This is a genomic window from Streptomyces sp. NPDC029139, from assembly GCF_055564335.1.
In genome coordinates, this window is sequence record NZ_JBVHWN010000002.1 from 550,226 (window position 1) to 568,085 (window position 17,860).

Below are 17,860 nucleotides of genomic sequence, written 5' to 3' on the forward strand. Positions count from 1 at the left end.
GGGTCCCGTGGCCGGCGGGCGCGCGCCGTGTCAGGCCGCGGCCGGTGGAGTGGGTGACCCGGCGGCGCGGCGGTACTCGGCGTTGATGCGCTGGGCCTCTTCGAGCTGGTCTTCAAGAATGATGATGCGGCAGGCGGCCTCGATGGGGGTGCCCTGGTCGACGAGTTCCCGGGCCCGCGCGGCGATGCGGAGCTGGTAGCGCGAGTAGCGGCGGTGTCCGCCCTTGGAGCGCAGCGGGGTGATGAGACGGGCCTCGCCGATGGCGCGGAGGAAGCCCTGGGTGGTGCCGAGCATCTCGGCGGCCCGGCCCATCGTGTAGGCGGGGTAGTCGTCGTCGTCGAGACGGCCGTACGAGTCGTCCGCTGTCATCTGCACCTCTCTGTGGAACGCGTAGAGGGGTCCTGGTGCCGTACGGCACCAGGACCCCGGAGGAACTGCTAAACCATCTGCCGGTCTCGGTACTGCGCCGGCTTTCTCTTTCCGCCCGCCCGACCTGGCTGCTGTCGGGGCTGCGGGGATCGCGGTTGCTTGACCGGAGACCACCTCACTATCGATGTCCTGCGGTACCCGGGTTCAGACATCCGCCCGGGCGATCCTGATGGCGCTTCGTTCCTCCGCTCTTCCCTCGGTGATCAACTGCTTACCATGGGGGGTACTGCGAACTGCGGGTACTGCGTACTGCACTTCACGGGCGCCGCGACTGCCATGACAGCGGCCCCGCTTTGGCGGCCCCTGATCACTGCGGGCCACCCGGTCCGGCCGTCAGTCCCGTCGCCGTCCTGCAACATCCCTGGCTTCGAAACTCCACCGCCGCACCGTCCTGCGCACTGCACCTACGGGTACTGCTCCCGGCAGTTCGTCTCTGCCGAGCTCTGCTGTCTCTTCGGGCTACGAGAGAAACCATAACGACGCCACTGCCCAATGTCTACTCCGGCGAGGTTAGATTTTCATGCGTCCGGCGAGGAGGTAATCGGCTGCGTCCGAGCGACCCGGTCAGGGTCGGGAAGACCCCCGCCGTTGCGACGGGGGCGAGGTGACCGCGGGTCATGGGACCGGCACGGACCGGCCCTCGATCGCCCGAGCGGCCGGAAGCGGCCCTTGTCCGCGGATCTCGCCGGGCGGCGGAGGGCCCGGCGAGATCCTGGGAGGGCGCTCTAGTCGGGTGTCTCGTCCGGCTTCGTGGCGTCGTGCCACTTCGGGTCGGTCTCCCACTCCAGGTTGCGTTCCCGCGCGGTCTCCATCGCCTGGGACGCCTCCTCACGGCCGGCGTACGGACCGAAGCGGTTCTTGGCCGGGCACTCCGGGCCCTCCTCGACTTTCTTGTGCTCCAGGCAGTAGTACCACTCGCCCGGTTTGCCCGTCGTGCGCTTCTTGAACAGGGCCATCATCGGCTCCTTCCTCTGAGGCCATGCTGCCCCAGACGTGGTCGTTAGACTCGCTGACATGTCTGGCCAGTCGCTGCTCGTACCGGGGGAGATCTCTCCCCACCGCTCCGTTCCGGGAGCCATCCGCCGTCCCGAGTACGTCGGGAAGCCCGCACCCACCCCGTACACCGGGCCCGAGGTGCAGGACTCCGACACCATCGAGCGGATGCGGATCGCCGGCCGCATCGCCGCGCAGGCGATGGAGGAGGCCGCCAAGCACATCGCGCCGGGCGTCACCACGGACGAGCTGGACCGGGTCGCCCACGAGTTCATGTGCGACCACGGGGCGTACCCCTCCACCCTCGGCTACCGCGGCTTCCCGAAGTCGCTCTGCTCCTCGGTCAACGAGGTCATCTGCCACGGCATCCCCGACTCAACCGTCCTCAAGGACGGCGACATCGTGAACCTCGACGTCACGGCGTACATCAACGGCGTGCACGGCGACAACAACGCCACGTACCTCTGCGGCGACGTGGACGAGGAGTCCCGACTCCTCGTCGAGCGCACCCGCGAGTCCCTGAACCGGGCCATCAAGGCGGTCAAGCCGGGCCGCCAGATCAACATCATCGGCCGGGTCATCGAGTCGTACGCCAAGCGCTTCGGCTACGGCGTCGTGCGCGACTTCACCGGGCACGGCATCAACTCGTCCTTCCACTCCGGGCTGATCATCCCGCACTACGACTCCCCGCACGCCACCACCGTCATCCAGCCCGGCATGACCTTCACGATCGAGCCGATGCTGACGCTCGGCACCCACGAGTACGACATGTGGGACGACGGCTGGACGGTCGTGACCAAGGACCGCAAGCGGACGGCGCAGTTCGAGCACACGCTCGTCGTCACGGACAGCGGGGCCGAAATCCTCACGTTGCCCTGACGCCGCCACGGGGTAGCGTCTTACCGACAGGCCGTCGGGAACCAGTTGACTTAGGTATGCCTAAGTAGCAGGATCTCCCCAGGTTCCCGTCCCATCGGTCACGGAGGCACGCCTTGGACACGCCCTTCTCGACGCTCATCCGCACCGCCTCGCACGAGCAGCACACCGAGGCCGAGACGTCGACCTTCATGAGCGACCTCCTCGGGGGACGCCTCGCCGTGGACGCCTATACGCGGTACACGGAGCAGCTCTGGTTCGTGTACCGCGCCCTGGAGGAGGGCGCCGAGGCGCTCAAGGACGATCCGGTCGCCGGGCCGTTCATACAGCCGGAGCTGTTCCGTACGGCGGCCCTTGAGCAGGACCTCGCCCACCTCCGCGGTCCGGAGTGGCGCACTGGGCTCTCCCCGCTGCCGGCCACCGCCGCCTATGCGGCGCGGGTGGCGGAGTGCGCGCGCGACTGGCCGGCCGGGTATGTGGCGCACCACTACACCCGCTACCTGGGCGACCTCTCCGGCGGTCAGATCATCCGCGACAAGGCGGAGCGGACCTGGGGCTTCGCCCGCAAGGGCGACGGGGTCCGGTTCTACGTCTTCGAGGAGATCGGGAACCCGGCCGCCTTCAAGCGGGCGTACCGGGAGCTGCTCGACGGGGTGAACGCCGACGACCTGGAGAAGCAGCGGATCATCGACGAGTGCAAGCGCGCCTTCGACTTCAACGGCGCGGTGTTCCGGGAGCTGGGGAGCGAGTTCCCGCTCAGCGCGTGAGGATTCCTTCGAGGCGGACCCGGCCGCCCAGCTCGACGACGCCGTCGGGGCCCGGGGCCGTGAGGATCTGCGACCCCCGGCCCTGTGTGATGTTCAGGGCCCGGCCCAGTTCGGCGGTGAGCAGCAGGGCCGCCGCGCCCGTCGCCTCGTCCTCGTCGATGCCGTCCCCGCGCCCCGGGAACGCCCGCGCCCTGATCCGGCCGGCCGCCTCGTCCTCCCAGGCCCAGGCGTAGATCCACGTACCGGGCTCGGGCACCTCCAGCGCGTCGACCTCCGCCGCCGATCCGTACCGCCGCAGCGTGCGCGGCGGGGCCCACTCGGCGCGGGCCTCGATCCAGGTGAACTCCCCGTCGCCGCGCACCCAGACCTCGCCCGCGGGCGGACGGACGACCTCCAGGTCGAGGAGCCAGGCCGCGCCGACGAGCGGGTGACCGGCGAACGGCAGCCGCGATCCGGGGGTGTAGATGTCGATGTCCCCGCGCTCCGGGTCGTCGACGAACACGGTCTCGCTGAAACCGAGTTCCTTGGCGAGCGCCTGCCGGGACGCCTCGTCGGGATGCGTGCGCCCGTCCCGTACGACGCCCAGGGCGTTGCCGAACCGGCCGTCGCCGGCACAGAAGACCCGCAGGACGTCGATGTCGGTGGCGTTACTCGTCACGGTCGTGTTCATGGCGGAATTCAAGCATCCAGGCGTCCCACTCGGCGGCCCCGCCCGGAATCGGCCAGGCACGGGTGCGGGCTTCGTCGTACGGGACGCCCGCGGCGAAGTCGGAGAGGCCCCGGACGAAGGCGGCCCGCTGCCGCTCCGGATCGGGGCCGGTGAAGTCGCGCGCCAGCAGCCGCTCGTACCTCTCGGGCACGGAATCGAGGAGCGCCGCCACAGTCTCCTCGTCCTCGGCGCGGTACAGCACGACCGTGCGCGGCGTCCGCCCCTCGGCGAGCGCGGCCACCGCGCGGTCGTGGCCGTCCAGGAGGAGCCAGCCGTCGAAGGCCGTCACCCACCACAGCAGCACGGGCGGGAGGCTGCCGTCCCTCGCCTGCTTGCGGTACGCCTTGACGCGCGGGGCGTCGGCCGGGGAGAGCCGTCGCAGCGGGACGACGCCGTTCCAGCCGTCGTCCCAGTCGAGATGGGCGTCGGGCCACGCCGAGAGGAAGTCGCTGCCCCAGACGTACGGCGGGAACATCTCCCGCGTCCCGAACACCCAGCGGCCCGGGTGCAGAGGGCCCTCCCCGGCCGCGGCCAACGCGCTCGCGTACCGCGGAGTCCAGTCCGGCCCCCGCCGGGCCTCGTCCGCCCGTATCGGCGGGAGCGGCGAGCGGTAGCCCGTGCGGCGGTGGAGTCGTATTCCGCCCCGGTCCTCGTCGACTCGGCCGAGGAGCACCGGCCGGTCGCCCTGGCGGAGCAGCATCCGGCGGCCGTCCGTCATCTCCAGACGCAGGGGCGGGGGTTCCGCCGGGCCGTCGACGGCGAGGACCACGGGCCCGGGAAGGTTCTCTCGGCGCAGGCGCATGCCCGCACGCTAACCGGGCGAGCGGCGGGGCCGCACCGCCGTTTCCGGTCCGGGGTGCCGCGGCCGCGGCCCGGGCCGACGGTTCGTCAGGTCACGGTGTGGGCGCACTGACCGGTCCCGGCGCCCGCCCTGTTCCCGGCCCCGGTAGGGTCGGGTCCGTCCGTGCCGGTGGAGAAGCAGAAGGCGACCGATGAGAAGGCTGAGGCGACCGTCGAGGGGACTCGTGGCGGCGACGGCGGTGACCGTGCTCGCCCTGACCGCGAGCGGCTGCGTGACGGTGCACGGCGAGCGGGAGCTGCTGCCGGCGGCGACGAAGGCGGAGGCCGAGCAGGCCCTCAAGGACTTCACCGACGCCTACAACAAGGCCGACAAGGCGTACGACCCGGCGCTCGACGCGGGCCGGGTCACCGGTCCGCTCGGGGCGATCAACCAGGCGGGTCTGACGTCCCGTTCGATCACCAACCCCGAGGGCAATCCCGCCCATCAGCCGCTGGAGCTGACGGACGCGAAGTTCGTGCTGCCCAGGAAGGCGGGCTGGCCGCGCTGGTTCGTCGCCGACACCGACTCCAACCGGGACACCGACCAGGGCAGCGGCGACAACCGCTGGCTTCTGGTCTTCGTGCGCAACGGCTCCCAGCAGCTGTGGGAGGTCGCCTATCTGGCGATCCTGACCCCGGACGAGATCCCGGCGTTCAAGAAGGACGCGGCGGGGTACGCGGTGCCGGTCCCGGCGGACTCCACCGAGCTCGCTGTCGCCCCGAAGGACCTGGGCCGGAGCTACGTCTCGTTCCTGGGCGGCGGGGAACAGGGCCAGTTCGCGGCGGGCCCGCACACCACCGAGTGGCGGGAGCAGCGGCAGAAGGGCGCCAAGCGGGTGGGTCTGGTGACGCAGTACGTCGACCAGGTCGCGGACGCCGGGGACTTCGCGCCGCTGGGTCTCGCGACGGAGGACGGCGGGGCGCTGGTCTTCTTCGCGACGCGCTACTTCGAGCAGCAGACCGCGGCGCAGGGCTACCGGCCGAAGGTCACCCCCGACGTGAAGGCCCTGATGACCGGCGAGGTGAAGAGCACGGTCACGAAGGAGTGGGTCTCGAGCCAGAGCGTCCTCGTGAAGCCGGCGGGCACCCAGCAGGACGGCGTCACGATCGCGGGCCGGCTCCAGGGCGTCACGGGGGCGAAGGGCTCGTAGCCCCTTCGCGCGACCTCTCGCACCACCTCGCACAGCGGCGCGCGACCGGCGCTCGGCGGAGGTGCGCCCGTTCCCCGTCAGCGCGGGCGACCCTCGCTCAGCGGCGCCCGAGCGGCCAGGCGACCTCGTGCCCGGTGTGCTGCTCGCCCTGCTCGGCGAGGTGCCGGGCGCAGGCGTCGGTGAGGGTCTCCAGCAGGTTCAGCGGATCGGGCAGGGCGTGCTCGGGCCCGCGGAGCCAGGAGACGGCCGGCCGTTCCTCCTCGTCGCCGATGAGCCGGGCCGGCGGTACGAGGACGTAGCTGCCGCGGCAGTGCCAGCGCAGCCCCGGGTGCTCGTCCATGGTCTCGGGGTGGCAGTCCAGCTCACAGGGCCACCACTCGTCCTCGTCCTCGGGCGTGCCGCGGGTGGCGGTGAAGAAGAGCATCCGGCCGCCGTCGCCGGCGCTCTCGGCGGACTCGGCGACGGGTCCGACGTCGACGCCCTGGGCGAGGAGTCGCTCCAGGGCGGCACGGCCGGCTTCCAGGGGGACGTCGAGGACGTCGTGGACCATGCCGGTGGCGGTGATGAAGTTGGCCTCGGGCTGACCCAGCGCCCAGCGCTCGATCTGGGCGCGGTCGGTGGTCGACTGGGTCTGCCAGGCGAAGGAGACGGGGTGCCGGGCGGGGGTCGGACAGCCGATGCGCTCACAGGAGCAGCGGTAGCCGACGGGGTACGCGGCGGGGGCCAGGGGCATTCCGGCGGCGGCGGTGGCCAGGAGCAGCGTCACGCGGTGGTTCTCGTCGTCCGCCGCGGTGCGCTTGGGACGCCTGCGCAGCCACTGCGCGAGTTTGCTCTCCGTGCCGCGGTAGCGGCCGATACCGTCGCCCATCTATCCCCTCACACCTTGCTCGCCCGTTCGGCTCTGCCCATGGTCCCACCATCCTGCGCCTTGGGTGACCGGAGTGGGGAACCGGGGTACATATCGGGGTTGCTCCCGGGGCGCGAGGGGGCGCTCGTGGGGGGCGCGGGGGGTCACGCGCGGGGTGCGAGCCCACGCAGCGCGTAGTCGACGAGGGTGTCGGCGTAGGCGTGGGTGAGAGGCAGCGTGCGGTGCAGCCAGCGGTGGTGCAGGGGGCCGACGAGGAGTTCGAGGGCGATGCGCGGGTCGACGGAGGGGTCGATGTCCCCCGCTGCCTGGGCGGCCTCGATACGGCGCACGTAGAGCTGGAGCTGGGGTTCGAGGAGCCGCTCCACGAACTGGGCGCCGAGTTCGGCGTTGACGACGCCCTCGGCGACCAGGGCGCGGGTGGGGGCGTCGTACGTCGGATCGTTCAGCTCGTCGACGGTGGCGCGCAGGACGTACGTGAGGTCGGCGGCGAGGTCGCCGGTGTCGGGGATCTCACTGTGGGCGTCCGCGCCCACCGCCTCGCCGGCCCGGGCGGCGAGGTCGAGGAAGGCGTCGAGGAGGACGGCGGCCTTGGAGGGCCACCAGCGGTAGATGGTCTGCTTGCCGACGCCGGCGCGGGCGGCGATGCCCTCGATGGTGGTCCTGGCGTAGCCGGCCTCGGAGACGAGGGCGAGGGCGGCGTCGAAGATGGCGCGGCGGGAGCGCTCGCTGCGGCGGGAGGCGTCGGGGGCCTTGGTGTCGGGCATGGGTTCAATCTAGCAGGACGGCGAGACGCGTCGTCTCGTTGTCTGATGTTCGGCCGAACCACCCGAACGGTCCACTGTGCGGAGGTGGGCGGAGGGCGGACCATGGGCTCCGTCCGACCATCTCGCTCTCCGTCCGTGAGGAGCCCTCATTGCGCCACACTCCGCGCGAGGCTTCGCCCCGCCGCTACCTGATGTGCCCACCCACGCACTTCCAGGTGACGTACTCCATCAACCCCTGGATGGACCCCACGAAACCGGTCGACCTGCCGCTCGCCCTCGTGCAGTGGGAGGACCTGCTGACCCGCTACCGCTCGCTCGGCCACACCGTCGAGCTCCTCGATCCCCGGCCCGGCCTGCCGGACATGGTCTTCGCCGCGAACGGCGCGACCGTGGTGGACGGGCGCGTGCTGGGCGCGAAGTTCGCCTATCCGGAACGTACGGACGAGGCGGCCGCGCATCTGGACTGGTTCCGGGCGAACGGCTTCCCGGAGGTGCGGGAGCCGGACCACGTGAACGAGGGCGAGGGCGACTTCGCGGTGACCTCGTCCTGGATCCTGGCCGGCCGCGGCTTCCGCTCCAGCCCGCTGGCGCACCACGAGGCGCAGGAGTTCTTCGGGCGCCCGGTCATCGGTCTGGAGCTGGTGGACCCGCGCTACTACCACCTGGACACGGCGCTCTGCGTCCTGGACCCGGCGGGTGAGGAGGTCATGTACTACCCCGACGCCTTCTCCCCCGGCAGCCGGGCGGTCCTGCGCCGCCTCTTCCCCGACGCCCTGCTCGCGACGGAGAGCGACGCGGCGGCGCTGGGCATGAACGCGGTGAGCGACGGCCGGCACGTCCTGCTGCCGCAGGCGGCGGTGGATCTGTTCGCCCCGCTCCGCGACCGGGGCTTCGAACCGATGGGCATGGACCTGACGGAGCTGCTCAAGGGCGGCGGCAGCGTGAAGTGCTGCACCCAGGAGCTGCGCTCCTGACACCGCCACGGGTGACGCCCGGCCGCTACTGCGGGGGCCAGGCGTCGCCCCACTCCGCGTCCCTCGCCGCCTTGTACAGCGCACCGTGACGCTTGCTGACCGTCTCCCGCGCGAGGCCCGTCTCCTCCGCGCCGCAGAGCTCCAGGAGGACCTGGCCCTTGCGGATCTGGGGCCTGCGGGTGACCCGGGAGAGGGCCGGTGTCACGGGGAACCGGGTCGCCGCGACGTAGCTGAACTTCTCGTCCTCGTACGGCAGCGAGCCGCCCTTCACCTGCCGGTGGAGCGACGACCTGCTCACCCGCGCCGCGAAGTGGCACCAGTCGGCGCCGGGCTCGATGGGGCAGGCCCCGCTGTGCGGGCACGGCGCGGCGACGGTGAGCCCGGCGTCGACGAGGAGCGCGCGGGCGGCGATGATCCGCTCGTAGCCGTCGGGGGTGCCCGGCTCGACGATCACGACGGCCTGCGCGACGCGCGCCGCCTCGGTGACGACCGCGCGGCGGTCGGCCTCGGTCAGCTCCTTCAGGACGTACGAGACGGTGACGAGGTCCGTCGCCTCCAGCTCCAGGGCGCCGCTGATCCGGGCCCGCCGCCACTGGGCCTCGAACGTGCCGCTCGCCAGCTCCCGCCCGAGGGCGAGCGCCGGCTCCGCCCAGTCCAGGACGGTCGTGCGGGCCGTGGACTCCCACGCCTCGGCGACCGCCCAGCTCGCCGCTCCGGTGCCGCCGCCGATGTCGGTGTGCGTCGCCGGCTCCCACGCGGGGGCGGCGTCCCGCAGCGCGCCGAGCGCCGCCCGTACCGCCTCGAAGGTCGCCGGCATCCGGTACGCGGCGTACGCGGCGACGTCGGAGCGGTCGCGCAGCACGGGGGCGTCGGTCGGGGTGGTCCCCCGGTAGTTGGCGATCAGCCGGTCGACGGCCTGGGCGGCCTGACGCGGCGGCAGCCCGCCGAGAAGCCCGGCGAGGGCGGCGCGCAGCGCGTCACCGGAGGCGAGGGAGGGGAAGTCGTCCACCTCCACATTTTAGGCGCCCCCCGGGAACACCCGGCTCCACCCGCGGCGCCCTCGCCCGGCGGGGTCAGGCGCGGGGCTGCCAGGGGCGGCACAGGGCCAGGAAGCACACCACCGCGGCGGCCGCGCAGGTCAGCTGGACCACCGCCATGGGGACGGCCGTCGTCTCGCCCGCGATGCCGACGAGCGGCGAGGCGACCGCCCCGACGAGGAAGGACGAGGTGCCCAGCAGCGCGGAGGCGGAGCCGGCCGCGTGCGGGGTGCGCATCAGCGCCTGCGCGTTCGTGTTGGGCAGCGCGAGGCCCATCGCCGACATCAGGACGAAGAGGCCCGCCGAGACCGGGGCCAGGCCCACCCGTCCGAACACGCCGCTCGTCATGAGCACCAGCGCCACCGACGCGAGCAGGATCACGCCCAGCCCCCAGCCCAGGACCCTGTCCAGGCTGACCCGTCCGACGAGCAGCTTGCCGTTGATCTGTCCGACGGCGACGAGGCCGACGGAGTTGAGGCCGAAGAGCAGGCTGAAGGTCTGCGGCGAGGCGCCGTAGATCTCCTGCACGACGAACGGCGAGGCCGAGATGTACGCGAAGAGCGCGGCGAAGGCGAGCCCGCCGGTCAGCGTGTAGCCGGTGAAGACGCGGTCCGCGAGCAGCCCGCGCATGGTGCGCAGCGCCTCTCCGACCCCGCCCGCGTGCCGCCGCTCCGGCGGCAGGGTCTCGTCGAGGAACTTCCACACCACGACCGTGAGCAGAACGCCGATGACGGCGAGGACGTGGAAGACGCCGCGCCAGTCGGTGATCCGCAGGATCTGGCCGCCGATGAGCGGGGCGATGATCGGTGCGACTCCGGAGATCAGCATCAGCGTCGAGAAGAACCGCGCCATCTCCACGCCGTCGTACAGGTCGCGCACGACCGCGCGGGCGATCACGATGCCGGCCGCGCCCGCCAGGCCCTGGAGCAGCCGGAAGGCGACGAGGAGTTCGGCGGAGGGCGCGAAGGCGCAGACCGCGGTGGCGGCGACGTACACGATCATGCCGATGAGCAGCGGCCGCCGGCGGCCCCACCGGTCGCTCATGGGGCCGACGACGAGCTGGCCGAGCGCCATGCCGGCGAGGCAGGCGGTGAGGGTGAGCTGGACGGTCGCGGCGGGCGCGCGCAGCGACTCGGTGACCTCCGGCAGCGCCGGGAGGTACATGTCCATGGAGAGCGGGGGCAGCGCGGTCAGACCGCCGAGCACGAGGGTGACGAGCAGCCCGACGCGGCGGGCGGCGGCCTTCGGCAGGGCGGATATGTGGTCCTGGGTGGTGGTCCGGCCGCTCTCCGGCATCGACAGCTCCATTTCGTTGAATCCTTCCCTATGCTCTCAGCTCGTCAGCAGTGGTCGAGACCTTTTTCGGGACGGGTAGGGGTGGGGCACATGAGTGGCACCGTGCGGTGGGGCGTGCTGGCGACGGGCGGGATCGCGGAACGGTTCACCACCGACGTACGGTCCATGCCGGACGCCGAGGTCGTGGCCGTGGCGTCCCGTACGGAGGCGTCGGCACGGGCGTTCGCGGATCGCTTCGGGATACCGCGGGCGTACGGGGACTGGGCCTCGCTCGTCGCGGACGAGGACGTCGACGTCATCTACGTGGCGACACCGCACCACGCGCACCGGGCGGCGGCCGGGCTCGCCCTGGAGGCGGGCAAGGCGGTCCTGTGCGAGAAGGCGTTCACGCTCAACGCCCGCGAGGCGGAGGAGCTGGTCACACTCGCCCGGGACCGGGGTCTCTTCCTGATGGAGGCCATGTGGATGTACTGCAACCCGCTGATCCGGCGGGCGGTGGAGCTGGTCCGGGCCGGGGCGATCGGCGAGATCCGCACCGTCCAGGCGGACTTCGGGCTCGCGGGCGCGTTCGGTCCGGACCACCGGCTGCGGGACCCGGCGCTGGGCGGCGGCGCGCTGCTCGACCTCGGCGTCTACCCGGTGTCGTTCGCGCAGCTGCTGCTCGGTGAGCCCGACTCCGTACAGGCGCACGCCCTGCTCTCGCCCGAGGGCGTGGACCTGAACACGGGGATGCTGCTCGGCTGGGCGTCCGGGGCGTCGGCCCTGCTGTCCTGCTCGATCGTGGCGGACACTCCGCTGACCGCGTCCGTGACGGGCTCGGAGGGCCGCATCGACTTCCCGCGCGGCTTCTTCTTCCCGGAGCGGTTCACGCTGCTGCGCAGCGGCGAGGAGCCGCGGGAGTACGTGAACGAGGACGATCCGCACTCGATGCGGCACGAGGCGGCGGAGGTGATGCGCTGCCTGCGCGCGGGTGAGACCGAGTCCCCGCTCGTCCCGCTGGACGGTTCACTCGCGGTGATGCGGACGCTCGACGCGGTACGGGACCGCGTCGGCGTCCGCTATCCCTCCGAACTGGCGGTCACGCCGGTGTGAGACCCGGGTTGCCCGCCTCCGTGACGAAGGAGCCGGCCGTGACGACCGGGGCGCCGGGGGTCGTCACGGCCGCGACCGTGCGGAAGTCCGCGCGGGCGCTCCGCTCGCCCAGTTCGACCGTCACGTAGCCGCGCCGCCCGTTGTAGAACCTCATGTGCGGATTGGCCGCCGTGAGGTTGTCGTAGTTGGCGGGCCGGTCGGCGCCGTCCTTGCCGCTGGCGATGGAGGTGGCGACGATCTCGGTGCCGAGGGTCCGGGAGGCCGGGTCGCGGTAGTCGGCCTTGATGTCGAGGCCGTATCCGACGTGGACGTCACCGGTCAGCACCATCAGGTTCTCCACCCCGGCGGCCGCCGCCCCGTCGAGGAGACGCCGCCGGGACGCCGGGTAACCGTCCCAGGAGTCCATGGAGAGCTTGAAGCCGGCCGTCGGCACGTTGCGCCGCTCGGCGAAGACGACCTGCTGCGGGAGGACGTTCCACAGCGCGCGCGAGTCGCGCCAGCCGTCGAGCAGCCACCGCTCCTGCGTGGCGCCGGTCATGGTCCGGCTCGGGTCCTCGGACTCGGGCCCGGGCACCTGCCAGCCGTCGCCGTACGCCTGGTCCGAGCGGTACTGGCGGGTGTCGAGGATGTCGAACTGCGCCAGCCGGCCGAAGCGGAGGCGGCGGTAGAGCCGCATGTCGGGGCCCTCGGGGCGCTGGGCCGTGCGGAGCGGCTGGTTCTCCCAGTAGGCGCGGTAGGCGGCGGCGCGGCGAAGCAGGAACTCCTCCGGCGGCACGTCGTTCTCGGGGGTCCCGCCCGCGTAGTTGTTCTCGGTCTCGTGGTCGTCCCAGGTGACGACGAAGGGGTGCGCGGCGTGCGCGGCCATGAGGTCGGGGTCCGACTTGTAGAGGGCGTACCGCAACCGGTAGTCCTCCAGGGTGATCGTCTCCCGGTTGAAGACGGCGGGCAGAGCACGATTCTTGTAGGCGCGGGCGCCGCCGGTGGCGTTCACGGCGTACTCGTAGAGGTAGTCGCCGAGGTGGAAGACGACGTCGACGTCCTCCCGGGCGAGGTGTCCGTAGGCGGTGAAGTAGCCGTCGTGGTACGCCTGGCAGGAGACGGCGGCGAGCCTGAGCCCGGATATCCGGGCGTCGGCGGCGGGCGCGGTACGGGTGCGGCCGACGGGGCTGATCCAGTCACCGGCACGGAACCGGTAGAAATACACGCGATCGGGGTCGAGGTGGTCGATCTCGACATGCACGGCGTGGTGGAACTCGGGGTGCGCGGTGGCCCGGCCGCGCCGGACGGTCCGGGTGAAGCGCTCGTCGTGGGCGAGCTCCCAGCGGACGGCGACCCGGGAACGGGGAAGTCCGCCGTCGGGCTCGAAGGGGCGGGGCGCGAGGCGGGTCCACAGGAGGACGGAGGCGGGCCGGGGGTCACCGGACGCCACCCCCAGGGTGAACGGGTCCTCGGTGATTCCGGCGGGGTTCAGCTCGGCGGCGCTCGCGGTCCCGGCGGCCGGCAGGCCGACGGCGAAGGCGAGCGCGGCGGCGGCGCCCGTGACGGTCAGGAAGCGGCGGCGCCCGAAGTGGCGTGCGGCGGCGCGCAGTTCCTCGCCGTGCTGGTGAACGTGTGTCATGTACCCCTCCCCAGGCGGATGTTGTCCGTCCGGTATTCGAGCGGGGCGGGACGACCTCAGGTTGTCGGGTACAGGACATCCACGTGTCGGACGGATGAGTTCATGGGGCACGCGTCTGCCGTACGCTGCGCGGCCATGAGAACTGAGTCGCGCGTCGCAGTGGTGACGGGAGCGGGTTCGGGCATCGGCCGCAGCGTGGCCCTCGCCCTGGCGGAGGCGGGCTGGTCGGTGGCGCTGGCGGGCCGCCGGCGGGAGCCCCTGGAGGAGACGGCCGCGTCCGCCTCCTCCCCGGACGTCCTGTGCGTCCCGACGGACGTGACGTCACCGGAGGCGGTGGCCGCCCTCTTCGCGGCGGTACGGGACCGGTTCGGCCGCGTCGACCTGCTCTTCAACAACGCGGGTACGTTCGCGGGCGGCGGCGTCCCGGTGGAGGACCTGGACCACGAGACCTGGCGCTCGGTGGTCGACGTGAACCTGACGGGCGCCTTCCTGTGCGCCCAGGCGGCCTACCGGGCGATGAAGGAGCAGTCCCCGCAGGGCGGCCGGATCATCAACAACGGTTCGATCTCGGCGCACGTGCCGCGCCCGCACTCGATCGCGTACACGGCGACGAAGCACGCGATGACGGGCCTGACGAAGTCGCTGTCGCTGGACGGGCGCCCGTACCGGATCGCCTGCGGCCAGATCGACATCGGGAACGCGGCGACGGAGATGACGGCGCGGATGCAGGCGGGGATCCTGCAGGCCGACGGGGAACTGGCGGTGGAGCCGGTGATGGACGCGGCGGACGTGGCGGCGACGGTGGTGCACATGGCGGGGCTGCCGCTGGAGGCGAACGTGCAGTTCGCGACGGTGATGGCGACGACGATGCCGTACATCGGGCGGGGGTAGGGGCGCGGGCGCCTTCGGGAGGCGGGGGCGCTTTGAGGGGCGGCGGACGCGCCTTGAGGGGCGGGGCGCCTTGGGGGCGGGGGCGCGCCTTGAGGGGCGGGGGCGCCTTGGGGGCGGGGGCGCGCCTTGAGGGGCGGGGGCGCCTTGGGGGCGGGGGCCGTTTCCGGGCCTTCCGGGCCTCGCCAGGCCCCGGGCCCCCGCCCGGTCGCGGACTACGCCTGGCCGGTCTCGAAACGGGCGATCTTGCCGCCCTCGACGACGAAGCGCCAGCGGGTACGCATCTCGCCCCAGGTGTCGTTGCGGAAGCGGGCGACGAGGGAGCGCCCGTCCTCCTTCACGGACTCGATCTCCATGTGGCCGCGCGAGGCGAAGACCTCCTTCTCGGTCCACTCCTCGATGTTCCGGTCCGAGCCGTCGTCGGACATGGTGGCGCCGGGTGTCAGGGCCGCCAGGAAGGCGTCGCGGTCGTTGGCGTTGAGGGCCGTGACGAAGGCGCGCACGGCGGGGTCGCTGAGTCTGTCCACGGGGATGGTCATGGCCTACCCGTACACCGCGCCGCCCGCGTACCCGTGGACCCGGGCCGAGGATGTGGCGCACGGCGGTGGCCGGAGTCGGCCACCTGGGCGAGCGGGACCGGCAGGCTTCGGCCCCATGACCGACACCTGGAACACCATCGACCGGCTGACGAGCTGGATCTCCGCGCACCACACCCTCCCGCCCGAGCAGGACGTCCTGCTGCGCGTCCTGAAGCTCTCGGAGGAGGTCGGCGAGGTGGCCGAGGCCGTCATCGGCGCGACGGGACAGAACCCGCGCAAGGGCGCCTCGCACACCTGGCAGGACGTCGAGTCCGAACTGTGTGACGTGATCATCACGGCGATGGTGGTGCTGCGGACGCTGACCCCGGACGCGCCCGATGTCTTCGCGGGTCACCTGCGGCGGGTGGCGGAACGCTCCCTGGAGCACTGACGACCCCGGGGCGACGGTCGAGAGGGCGGCCCAGGACAGCGGAACGGCCCCGCACCCTGGGGTGCGGGGCCGTTCGTTCGTATCGGGTGGTGCTGTGTGCTGCCGGTCAGCCCTGGGCGTGCGTCCGGCGGCGGCGCCACCACACGAGGAGTCCGCCGGCCGCCACCGCGAGGGCGGCGAGGGAGGAGATCAGCCCGATGGGGGTGTCCGAGCCGGTGTCGGCGAGGTCGCCGTCAGGATCCGGCGTGTTGCCGCCCGGCTTGCCCGGGACGGTCGCCGAGGGGTCCGGGGCCCCCGGGCCGGTCGGGGACGGGGTGGGGTCCGGCGTGCCGGGGTCCGTCGGCGTCGGCGTGGGCGTGGGGTCGGGCTTGCCGTCGTCGGTCCTGGCCGCCGCGTTGCCGCCGAGGAAGGCGGTGTCACTGTCGCGGGCGGAGGTCTCGGCGCGGACGGAGTCCTTCGTGGTCCGCGGCAGCTCACGGTGCCGGGTCTGGAACTCCGCACCGGTGATGTTGCGCTTCGGTGCCTGCGAGAAGTCCACTCCGCCGACGGTGAAGGTGTAGATGGTGCCGCCGGTAGGCCATTCGTACGTGAACTCGCCCTCGGTGAACGACTTGCGCATCTGCTCCCACACGGTGCGCTTGTCCCAGTTCTTGTTCTCCCCGCGCAGCGGCCACCGCTTGAGGTCGTTGCTGTTGATGATGGAGCGGAAGTCGGTGGCCTGCTTCGCGTCCTGCTGACGGATCCACTCGGCCGCGACCCGCGAGCGGTAGACCGAGCGCAGGTCCTGGTACTTCGGATCCTTGTTGACCTTCTCCTGGACCGCGGGCATGATCCACTGCTTCATCAGCTGGACGCTGTACTCCTTCTCGGCCTTCGTCAGCTTCTTGTCGCAGCGCTCACCGGGCACCGGCGTGGTGAAGTCCATCGGCGCGTGGTTGACCTTGAGCGGGGCGTCGAGGATGTAGATGCCGCCGTCCTGCTCGCGCACCTTCGCCCGGTCGGGGACGATCCAGTTGCGGCCCGGGCCCCAGCACGGGACACCGTCGACCTTCGGGGCCGCGGCCATGAACTCCCGCCCCGGGGACTTCTTCGGGTCCAGGGCACGGGACCAGTCCCGCTTCATCTCCATGTCGGCTTCGAGCAGGATCCGGCCGGCGTCGGTCTCGCCGAACGCCTTGTCCATGATCGTATTGGGCTGGTCCGGGTTCAGGTTCACCCACATCCGGTCCGGAGACAGCGCCAGCCAGGTGAAGAACGCGTCCGAGGCGAGGGTCAGCTTGGCCTCACCGCCCCATCCGGGTTCGGTGTCCTCGTCGGGCATGAAGTCGGCCTTCATGGAGTAGTCCATGCCCTTGCCCTTGACGGGGTTGCCGACGTACTGGAGCTCGAGGGTGGAGAAGTCCACGCCGCCGGGGCCGCGGCCGAGCGCGGAACGGGTGTCGACCCGGTTGTGCTCGGCCTGGATCTGGCGGGCCTGGGCCGGGTTCTTGCCCGACTGGTGGGCGAGAGAGTTGAGCGGACCCTGGGTGCCGGTGTTCGGCAGCGGGTTGAACACCGGGAAGGTCTTGGTGTACTTCGTCTGCGGCCACAGGCCCTTGGCGGTCGCCCTCCGCTCGGCGATCCGGATCGGGTTGTTACCGGTTCCGCGCTCGGCCCGCAGGGCCTTGTTCTCGGCCGCGTACTCGCGGCTGGTGACAGCGTTGGGCTTTTCACCGGTGAACATCGTGAACTTCGACTTCGTGAAGTCGTACTTCGCGTCCTTGTGGCGCAGGATGATCTTGTCGTTCCTGAACTGATCGATCTTGCGCTTGCCGTTGGACTTGAACTCGCCGAGATCGCCGGTCCGCTGGTTGTACGCGTCGTAGCGACGCGAGGCGATCTTCTTGCCGTCCTTGTCGTAGATCTCGATCGTGACTTCACAGAGCCAGTCGGGGCCGACGAGGTTGAAGTCCTGGACGGTCTTGCGCTCGAAGACGCCGCCCTTCTGCCCGTTGGCCTGGTTGTTGATCAGGTAACGGGTCATCCAGGAGCCGAACGGCTTGGGGCTCGCGGAGTCCAGCTTGTGTCGGTGATAGCGCGCGTAGATGGCGCGCCTCATGTCCTCGGGATCCTTGGACTTGGCGTACCGGGCGTCCCACTTGTCGATGTCCGCCCGCCCGGACCCGGCCGCGTTCAGGTCGGCCTGGGTGGGGACGGGAACGTTCTCGAAGCCCTTGAAGTCGTTGTTGTAGTAGTACTCCTCGTCCGGGCCCGACCGGGTCCAGTGGTGCTGCCCGGTGGGCGCGCCGGAGTTGTTGGGAGTGCGCGGGAACGTCTTCTTCAGGTGCATCTTGTCGCACCTGCCGCCGGATGTGATCTTGGCGTAGTCCCCGGGCGCGGCGGACGCGGAGGCGGGCAGACCCACCAGCAGCATCCCCGCGGAAGCGACGACTGCGAGGCACTCGGTCAGGCGCCGCCGCAGTCGGGTCGTTATCGGTGTACTCACGTACGTGTCCCTGTGGGGGCTCATGGGACAGGAAGGGAGGGCGGGGAAGGGCCCCCGTGACATGTCTCCGCCACTCCGTCGGCCAGCCTAGGGGCTGACGGGCC

General features: G+C 71.7%; 18 protein-coding genes. 7 read left to right on the plus strand and 11 right to left on the minus strand.

What is annotated here, in order from left to right; all coding sequences use genetic code 11:
- Positions 1-30: 30 nt before the first annotated feature.
- Together ACZ4VW_RS06610 and ACZ4VW_RS06615 are read right to left on the minus strand one after the other, a co-directional pair.
- Positions 31-369, minus strand: coding sequence for a MerR family transcriptional regulator (locus ACZ4VW_RS06610; RefSeq protein ID WP_467959090.1), 339 nt, complete (start codon positions 367-369; stop codon positions 31-33).
- A 785-nt stretch (positions 370-1,154) separates the two neighbouring features.
- Positions 1,155-1,385, minus strand: a complete 231-nt coding sequence (locus ACZ4VW_RS06615) for a hypothetical protein (RefSeq protein ID WP_467959092.1) — start codon at positions 1,383-1,385, stop codon at positions 1,155-1,157.
- A gap of 58 nt (positions 1,386-1,443) precedes the next feature.
- Here ACZ4VW_RS06615 and map point away from each other — a divergent pair, with 58 nt between their 5' ends.
- Both map and ACZ4VW_RS06625 read left to right on the plus strand, forming a co-directional pair.
- A complete protein-coding gene (gene map, locus ACZ4VW_RS06620) occupies positions 1,444-2,301 on the plus strand; it encodes a type I methionyl aminopeptidase (protein WP_467959094.1) in 858 nt (285 codons plus the stop codon).
- Positions 2,302-2,414: 113 nt separating this feature from the next.
- The gene (locus ACZ4VW_RS06625) at positions 2,415-3,065 is read left to right on the plus strand and encodes a biliverdin-producing heme oxygenase (RefSeq protein ID WP_467959096.1); all 651 of its coding nucleotides are present in this window, start codon (positions 2,415-2,417) and stop codon (positions 3,063-3,065) included.
- Here ACZ4VW_RS06625 and ACZ4VW_RS06630 read toward each other — a convergent pair.
- Complete coding sequence (locus ACZ4VW_RS06630; protein ID WP_467959098.1) at positions 3,055-3,735, minus strand: PhzF family phenazine biosynthesis protein; 681 nt, start codon at positions 3,733-3,735, stop codon at positions 3,055-3,057. The genes ACZ4VW_RS06625 and ACZ4VW_RS06630 overlap by 11 nt on opposite strands.
- Positions 3,713-4,576, minus strand: coding sequence for a hypothetical protein (locus ACZ4VW_RS06635; protein ID WP_467959100.1), 864 nt, complete (start codon positions 4,574-4,576; stop codon positions 3,713-3,715). Before ACZ4VW_RS06635 ends, ACZ4VW_RS06630 begins: the two co-directional genes overlap by 23 nt.
- Positions 4,577-4,766: 190 nt before the next feature.
- On the opposite strand from ACZ4VW_RS06635, the gene ACZ4VW_RS06640 reads away from it, so the two are divergent.
- Complete coding sequence (locus ACZ4VW_RS06640; RefSeq protein WP_467959102.1) at positions 4,767-5,765, plus strand: SCO2278 family lipoprotein; 999 nt, start codon at positions 4,767-4,769, stop codon at positions 5,763-5,765.
- Positions 5,766-5,862: 97 nt separating this feature from the next.
- Here the strand turns inward: ACZ4VW_RS06640 and ACZ4VW_RS06645 are convergent, their stop codons facing one another.
- Positions 5,863-6,633 (minus strand): bifunctional DNA primase/polymerase, encoded by a 771-nt coding sequence (locus tag ACZ4VW_RS06645; protein ID WP_467959104.1) that lies wholly within the window; start codon positions 6,631-6,633, stop codon positions 5,863-5,865.
- A gap of 143 nt (positions 6,634-6,776) precedes the next feature.
- Positions 6,777-7,397 carry a TetR/AcrR family transcriptional regulator gene (locus tag ACZ4VW_RS06650; protein WP_467959106.1) on the minus strand — a complete coding sequence of 207 codons (621 nt, stop codon included), beginning with the start codon at positions 7,395-7,397 and terminating at the stop codon, positions 6,777-6,779.
- 149 nt (positions 7,398-7,546) lie between these two features.
- Between ACZ4VW_RS06650 and ddaH the strand changes: the two genes are divergently transcribed.
- A complete protein-coding gene (gene ddaH / locus ACZ4VW_RS06655; RefSeq protein ID WP_467959107.1) occupies positions 7,547-8,371 on the plus strand; it encodes a dimethylargininase in 825 nt (274 codons plus the stop codon).
- Between the two features lie 25 nt (positions 8,372-8,396).
- On the opposite strand, the gene ACZ4VW_RS06660 is transcribed toward ddaH, so the two are convergent.
- The gene (locus tag ACZ4VW_RS06660) at positions 8,397-9,380 is read right to left on the minus strand and encodes a small ribosomal subunit Rsm22 family protein (RefSeq protein WP_467959109.1); all 984 of its coding nucleotides are present in this window, start codon (positions 9,378-9,380) and stop codon (positions 8,397-8,399) included.
- Positions 9,381-9,444: 64 nt separating this feature from the next.
- Entirely contained in the window at positions 9,445-10,704 is a 1,260-nt protein-coding gene (locus ACZ4VW_RS06665; RefSeq protein ID WP_467959596.1) for a Bcr/CflA family multidrug efflux MFS transporter, read from the minus strand.
- 90 nt (positions 10,705-10,794) lie between these two features.
- On the opposite strand from ACZ4VW_RS06665, the gene ACZ4VW_RS06670 reads away from it, so the two are divergent.
- The gene (locus tag ACZ4VW_RS06670) at positions 10,795-11,796 is read left to right on the plus strand and encodes a Gfo/Idh/MocA family protein (RefSeq protein WP_467959111.1); all 1,002 of its coding nucleotides are present in this window, start codon (positions 10,795-10,797) and stop codon (positions 11,794-11,796) included.
- Here the strand turns inward: ACZ4VW_RS06670 and ACZ4VW_RS06675 are convergent.
- Positions 11,783-13,414, minus strand: coding sequence for an alkaline phosphatase D family protein (locus ACZ4VW_RS06675; protein ID WP_467959113.1), 1,632 nt, complete (start codon positions 13,412-13,414; stop codon positions 11,783-11,785). The genes ACZ4VW_RS06670 and ACZ4VW_RS06675 overlap by 14 nt on opposite strands.
- A gap of 135 nt (positions 13,415-13,549) precedes the next feature.
- Between ACZ4VW_RS06675 and ACZ4VW_RS06680 the strand changes: the two genes are divergently transcribed.
- Positions 13,550-14,305, plus strand: coding sequence for an SDR family oxidoreductase (locus tag ACZ4VW_RS06680; protein WP_467959115.1), 756 nt, complete (start codon positions 13,550-13,552; stop codon positions 14,303-14,305).
- Between the two features lie 212 nt (positions 14,306-14,517).
- Here ACZ4VW_RS06680 and ACZ4VW_RS06685 read toward each other — a convergent pair whose 3' ends face one another.
- Entirely contained in the window at positions 14,518-14,841 is a 324-nt protein-coding gene (locus ACZ4VW_RS06685; protein WP_467959117.1) for a nuclear transport factor 2 family protein, read from the minus strand.
- Positions 14,842-14,956: 115 nt separating this feature from the next.
- On the opposite strand from ACZ4VW_RS06685, the gene ACZ4VW_RS06690 reads away from it, so the two are divergent.
- On the plus strand, positions 14,957-15,271 hold the full coding sequence (locus tag ACZ4VW_RS06690; protein WP_467959119.1) for a MazG-like family protein: 315 nt from the start codon (positions 14,957-14,959) through the stop codon (positions 15,269-15,271).
- A 106-nt stretch (positions 15,272-15,377) separates the two neighbouring features.
- On the opposite strand, the gene ACZ4VW_RS06695 is transcribed toward ACZ4VW_RS06690, so the two are convergent.
- On the minus strand, positions 15,378-17,756 hold the full coding sequence (locus ACZ4VW_RS06695; protein ID WP_467959121.1) for a hypothetical protein: 2,379 nt from the start codon (positions 17,754-17,756) through the stop codon (positions 15,378-15,380).
- Between the last annotated feature and the right edge of the window lie 104 nt (positions 17,757-17,860).

Excerpts from the sequence above, each read along its gene's own strand:
- ACZ4VW_RS06610 (WP_467959090.1), bottom strand. The coding sequence starts at position 369 with ATGACAGCGGACGACTCGTACGGCCGTCTCGACGACGACGACTACCCC.
- ACZ4VW_RS06615 (WP_467959092.1), bottom strand. The coding sequence starts at position 1,385 with ATGGCCCTGTTCAAGAAGCGCACGACGGGCAAACCGGGCGAGTGGTAC.
- map (WP_467959094.1), top strand. The coding sequence starts at position 1,444 with ATGTCTGGCCAGTCGCTGCTCGTACCGGGGGAGATCTCTCCCCACCGC.
- ACZ4VW_RS06630 (WP_467959098.1), bottom strand. The coding sequence starts at position 3,735 with ATGAACACGACCGTGACGAGTAACGCCACCGACATCGACGTCCTGCGG.
- ACZ4VW_RS06635 (WP_467959100.1), bottom strand. The coding sequence starts at position 4,576 with ATGCGCCTGCGCCGAGAGAACCTTCCCGGGCCCGTGGTCCTCGCCGTC.
- ACZ4VW_RS06640 (WP_467959102.1), top strand. The coding sequence starts at position 4,767 with ATGAGAAGGCTGAGGCGACCGTCGAGGGGACTCGTGGCGGCGACGGCG.
- ACZ4VW_RS06645 (WP_467959104.1), bottom strand. The coding sequence starts at position 6,633 with ATGGGCGACGGTATCGGCCGCTACCGCGGCACGGAGAGCAAACTCGCG.
- ACZ4VW_RS06650 (WP_467959106.1), bottom strand. The coding sequence starts at position 7,397 with ATGCCCGACACCAAGGCCCCCGACGCCTCCCGCCGCAGCGAGCGCTCC.
- ACZ4VW_RS06665 (WP_467959596.1), bottom strand. The coding sequence starts at position 10,704 with ATGCCGGAGAGCGGCCGGACCACCACCCAGGACCACATATCCGCCCTG.
- ACZ4VW_RS06670 (WP_467959111.1), top strand. The coding sequence starts at position 10,795 with ATGAGTGGCACCGTGCGGTGGGGCGTGCTGGCGACGGGCGGGATCGCG.
- ACZ4VW_RS06675 (WP_467959113.1), bottom strand. The coding sequence starts at position 13,414 with ATGACACACGTTCACCAGCACGGCGAGGAACTGCGCGCCGCCGCACGC.
- ACZ4VW_RS06680 (WP_467959115.1), top strand. The coding sequence starts at position 13,550 with ATGAGAACTGAGTCGCGCGTCGCAGTGGTGACGGGAGCGGGTTCGGGC.
- ACZ4VW_RS06685 (WP_467959117.1), bottom strand. The coding sequence starts at position 14,841 with ATGACCATCCCCGTGGACAGACTCAGCGACCCCGCCGTGCGCGCCTTC.
- ACZ4VW_RS06690 (WP_467959119.1), top strand. The coding sequence starts at position 14,957 with ATGACCGACACCTGGAACACCATCGACCGGCTGACGAGCTGGATCTCC.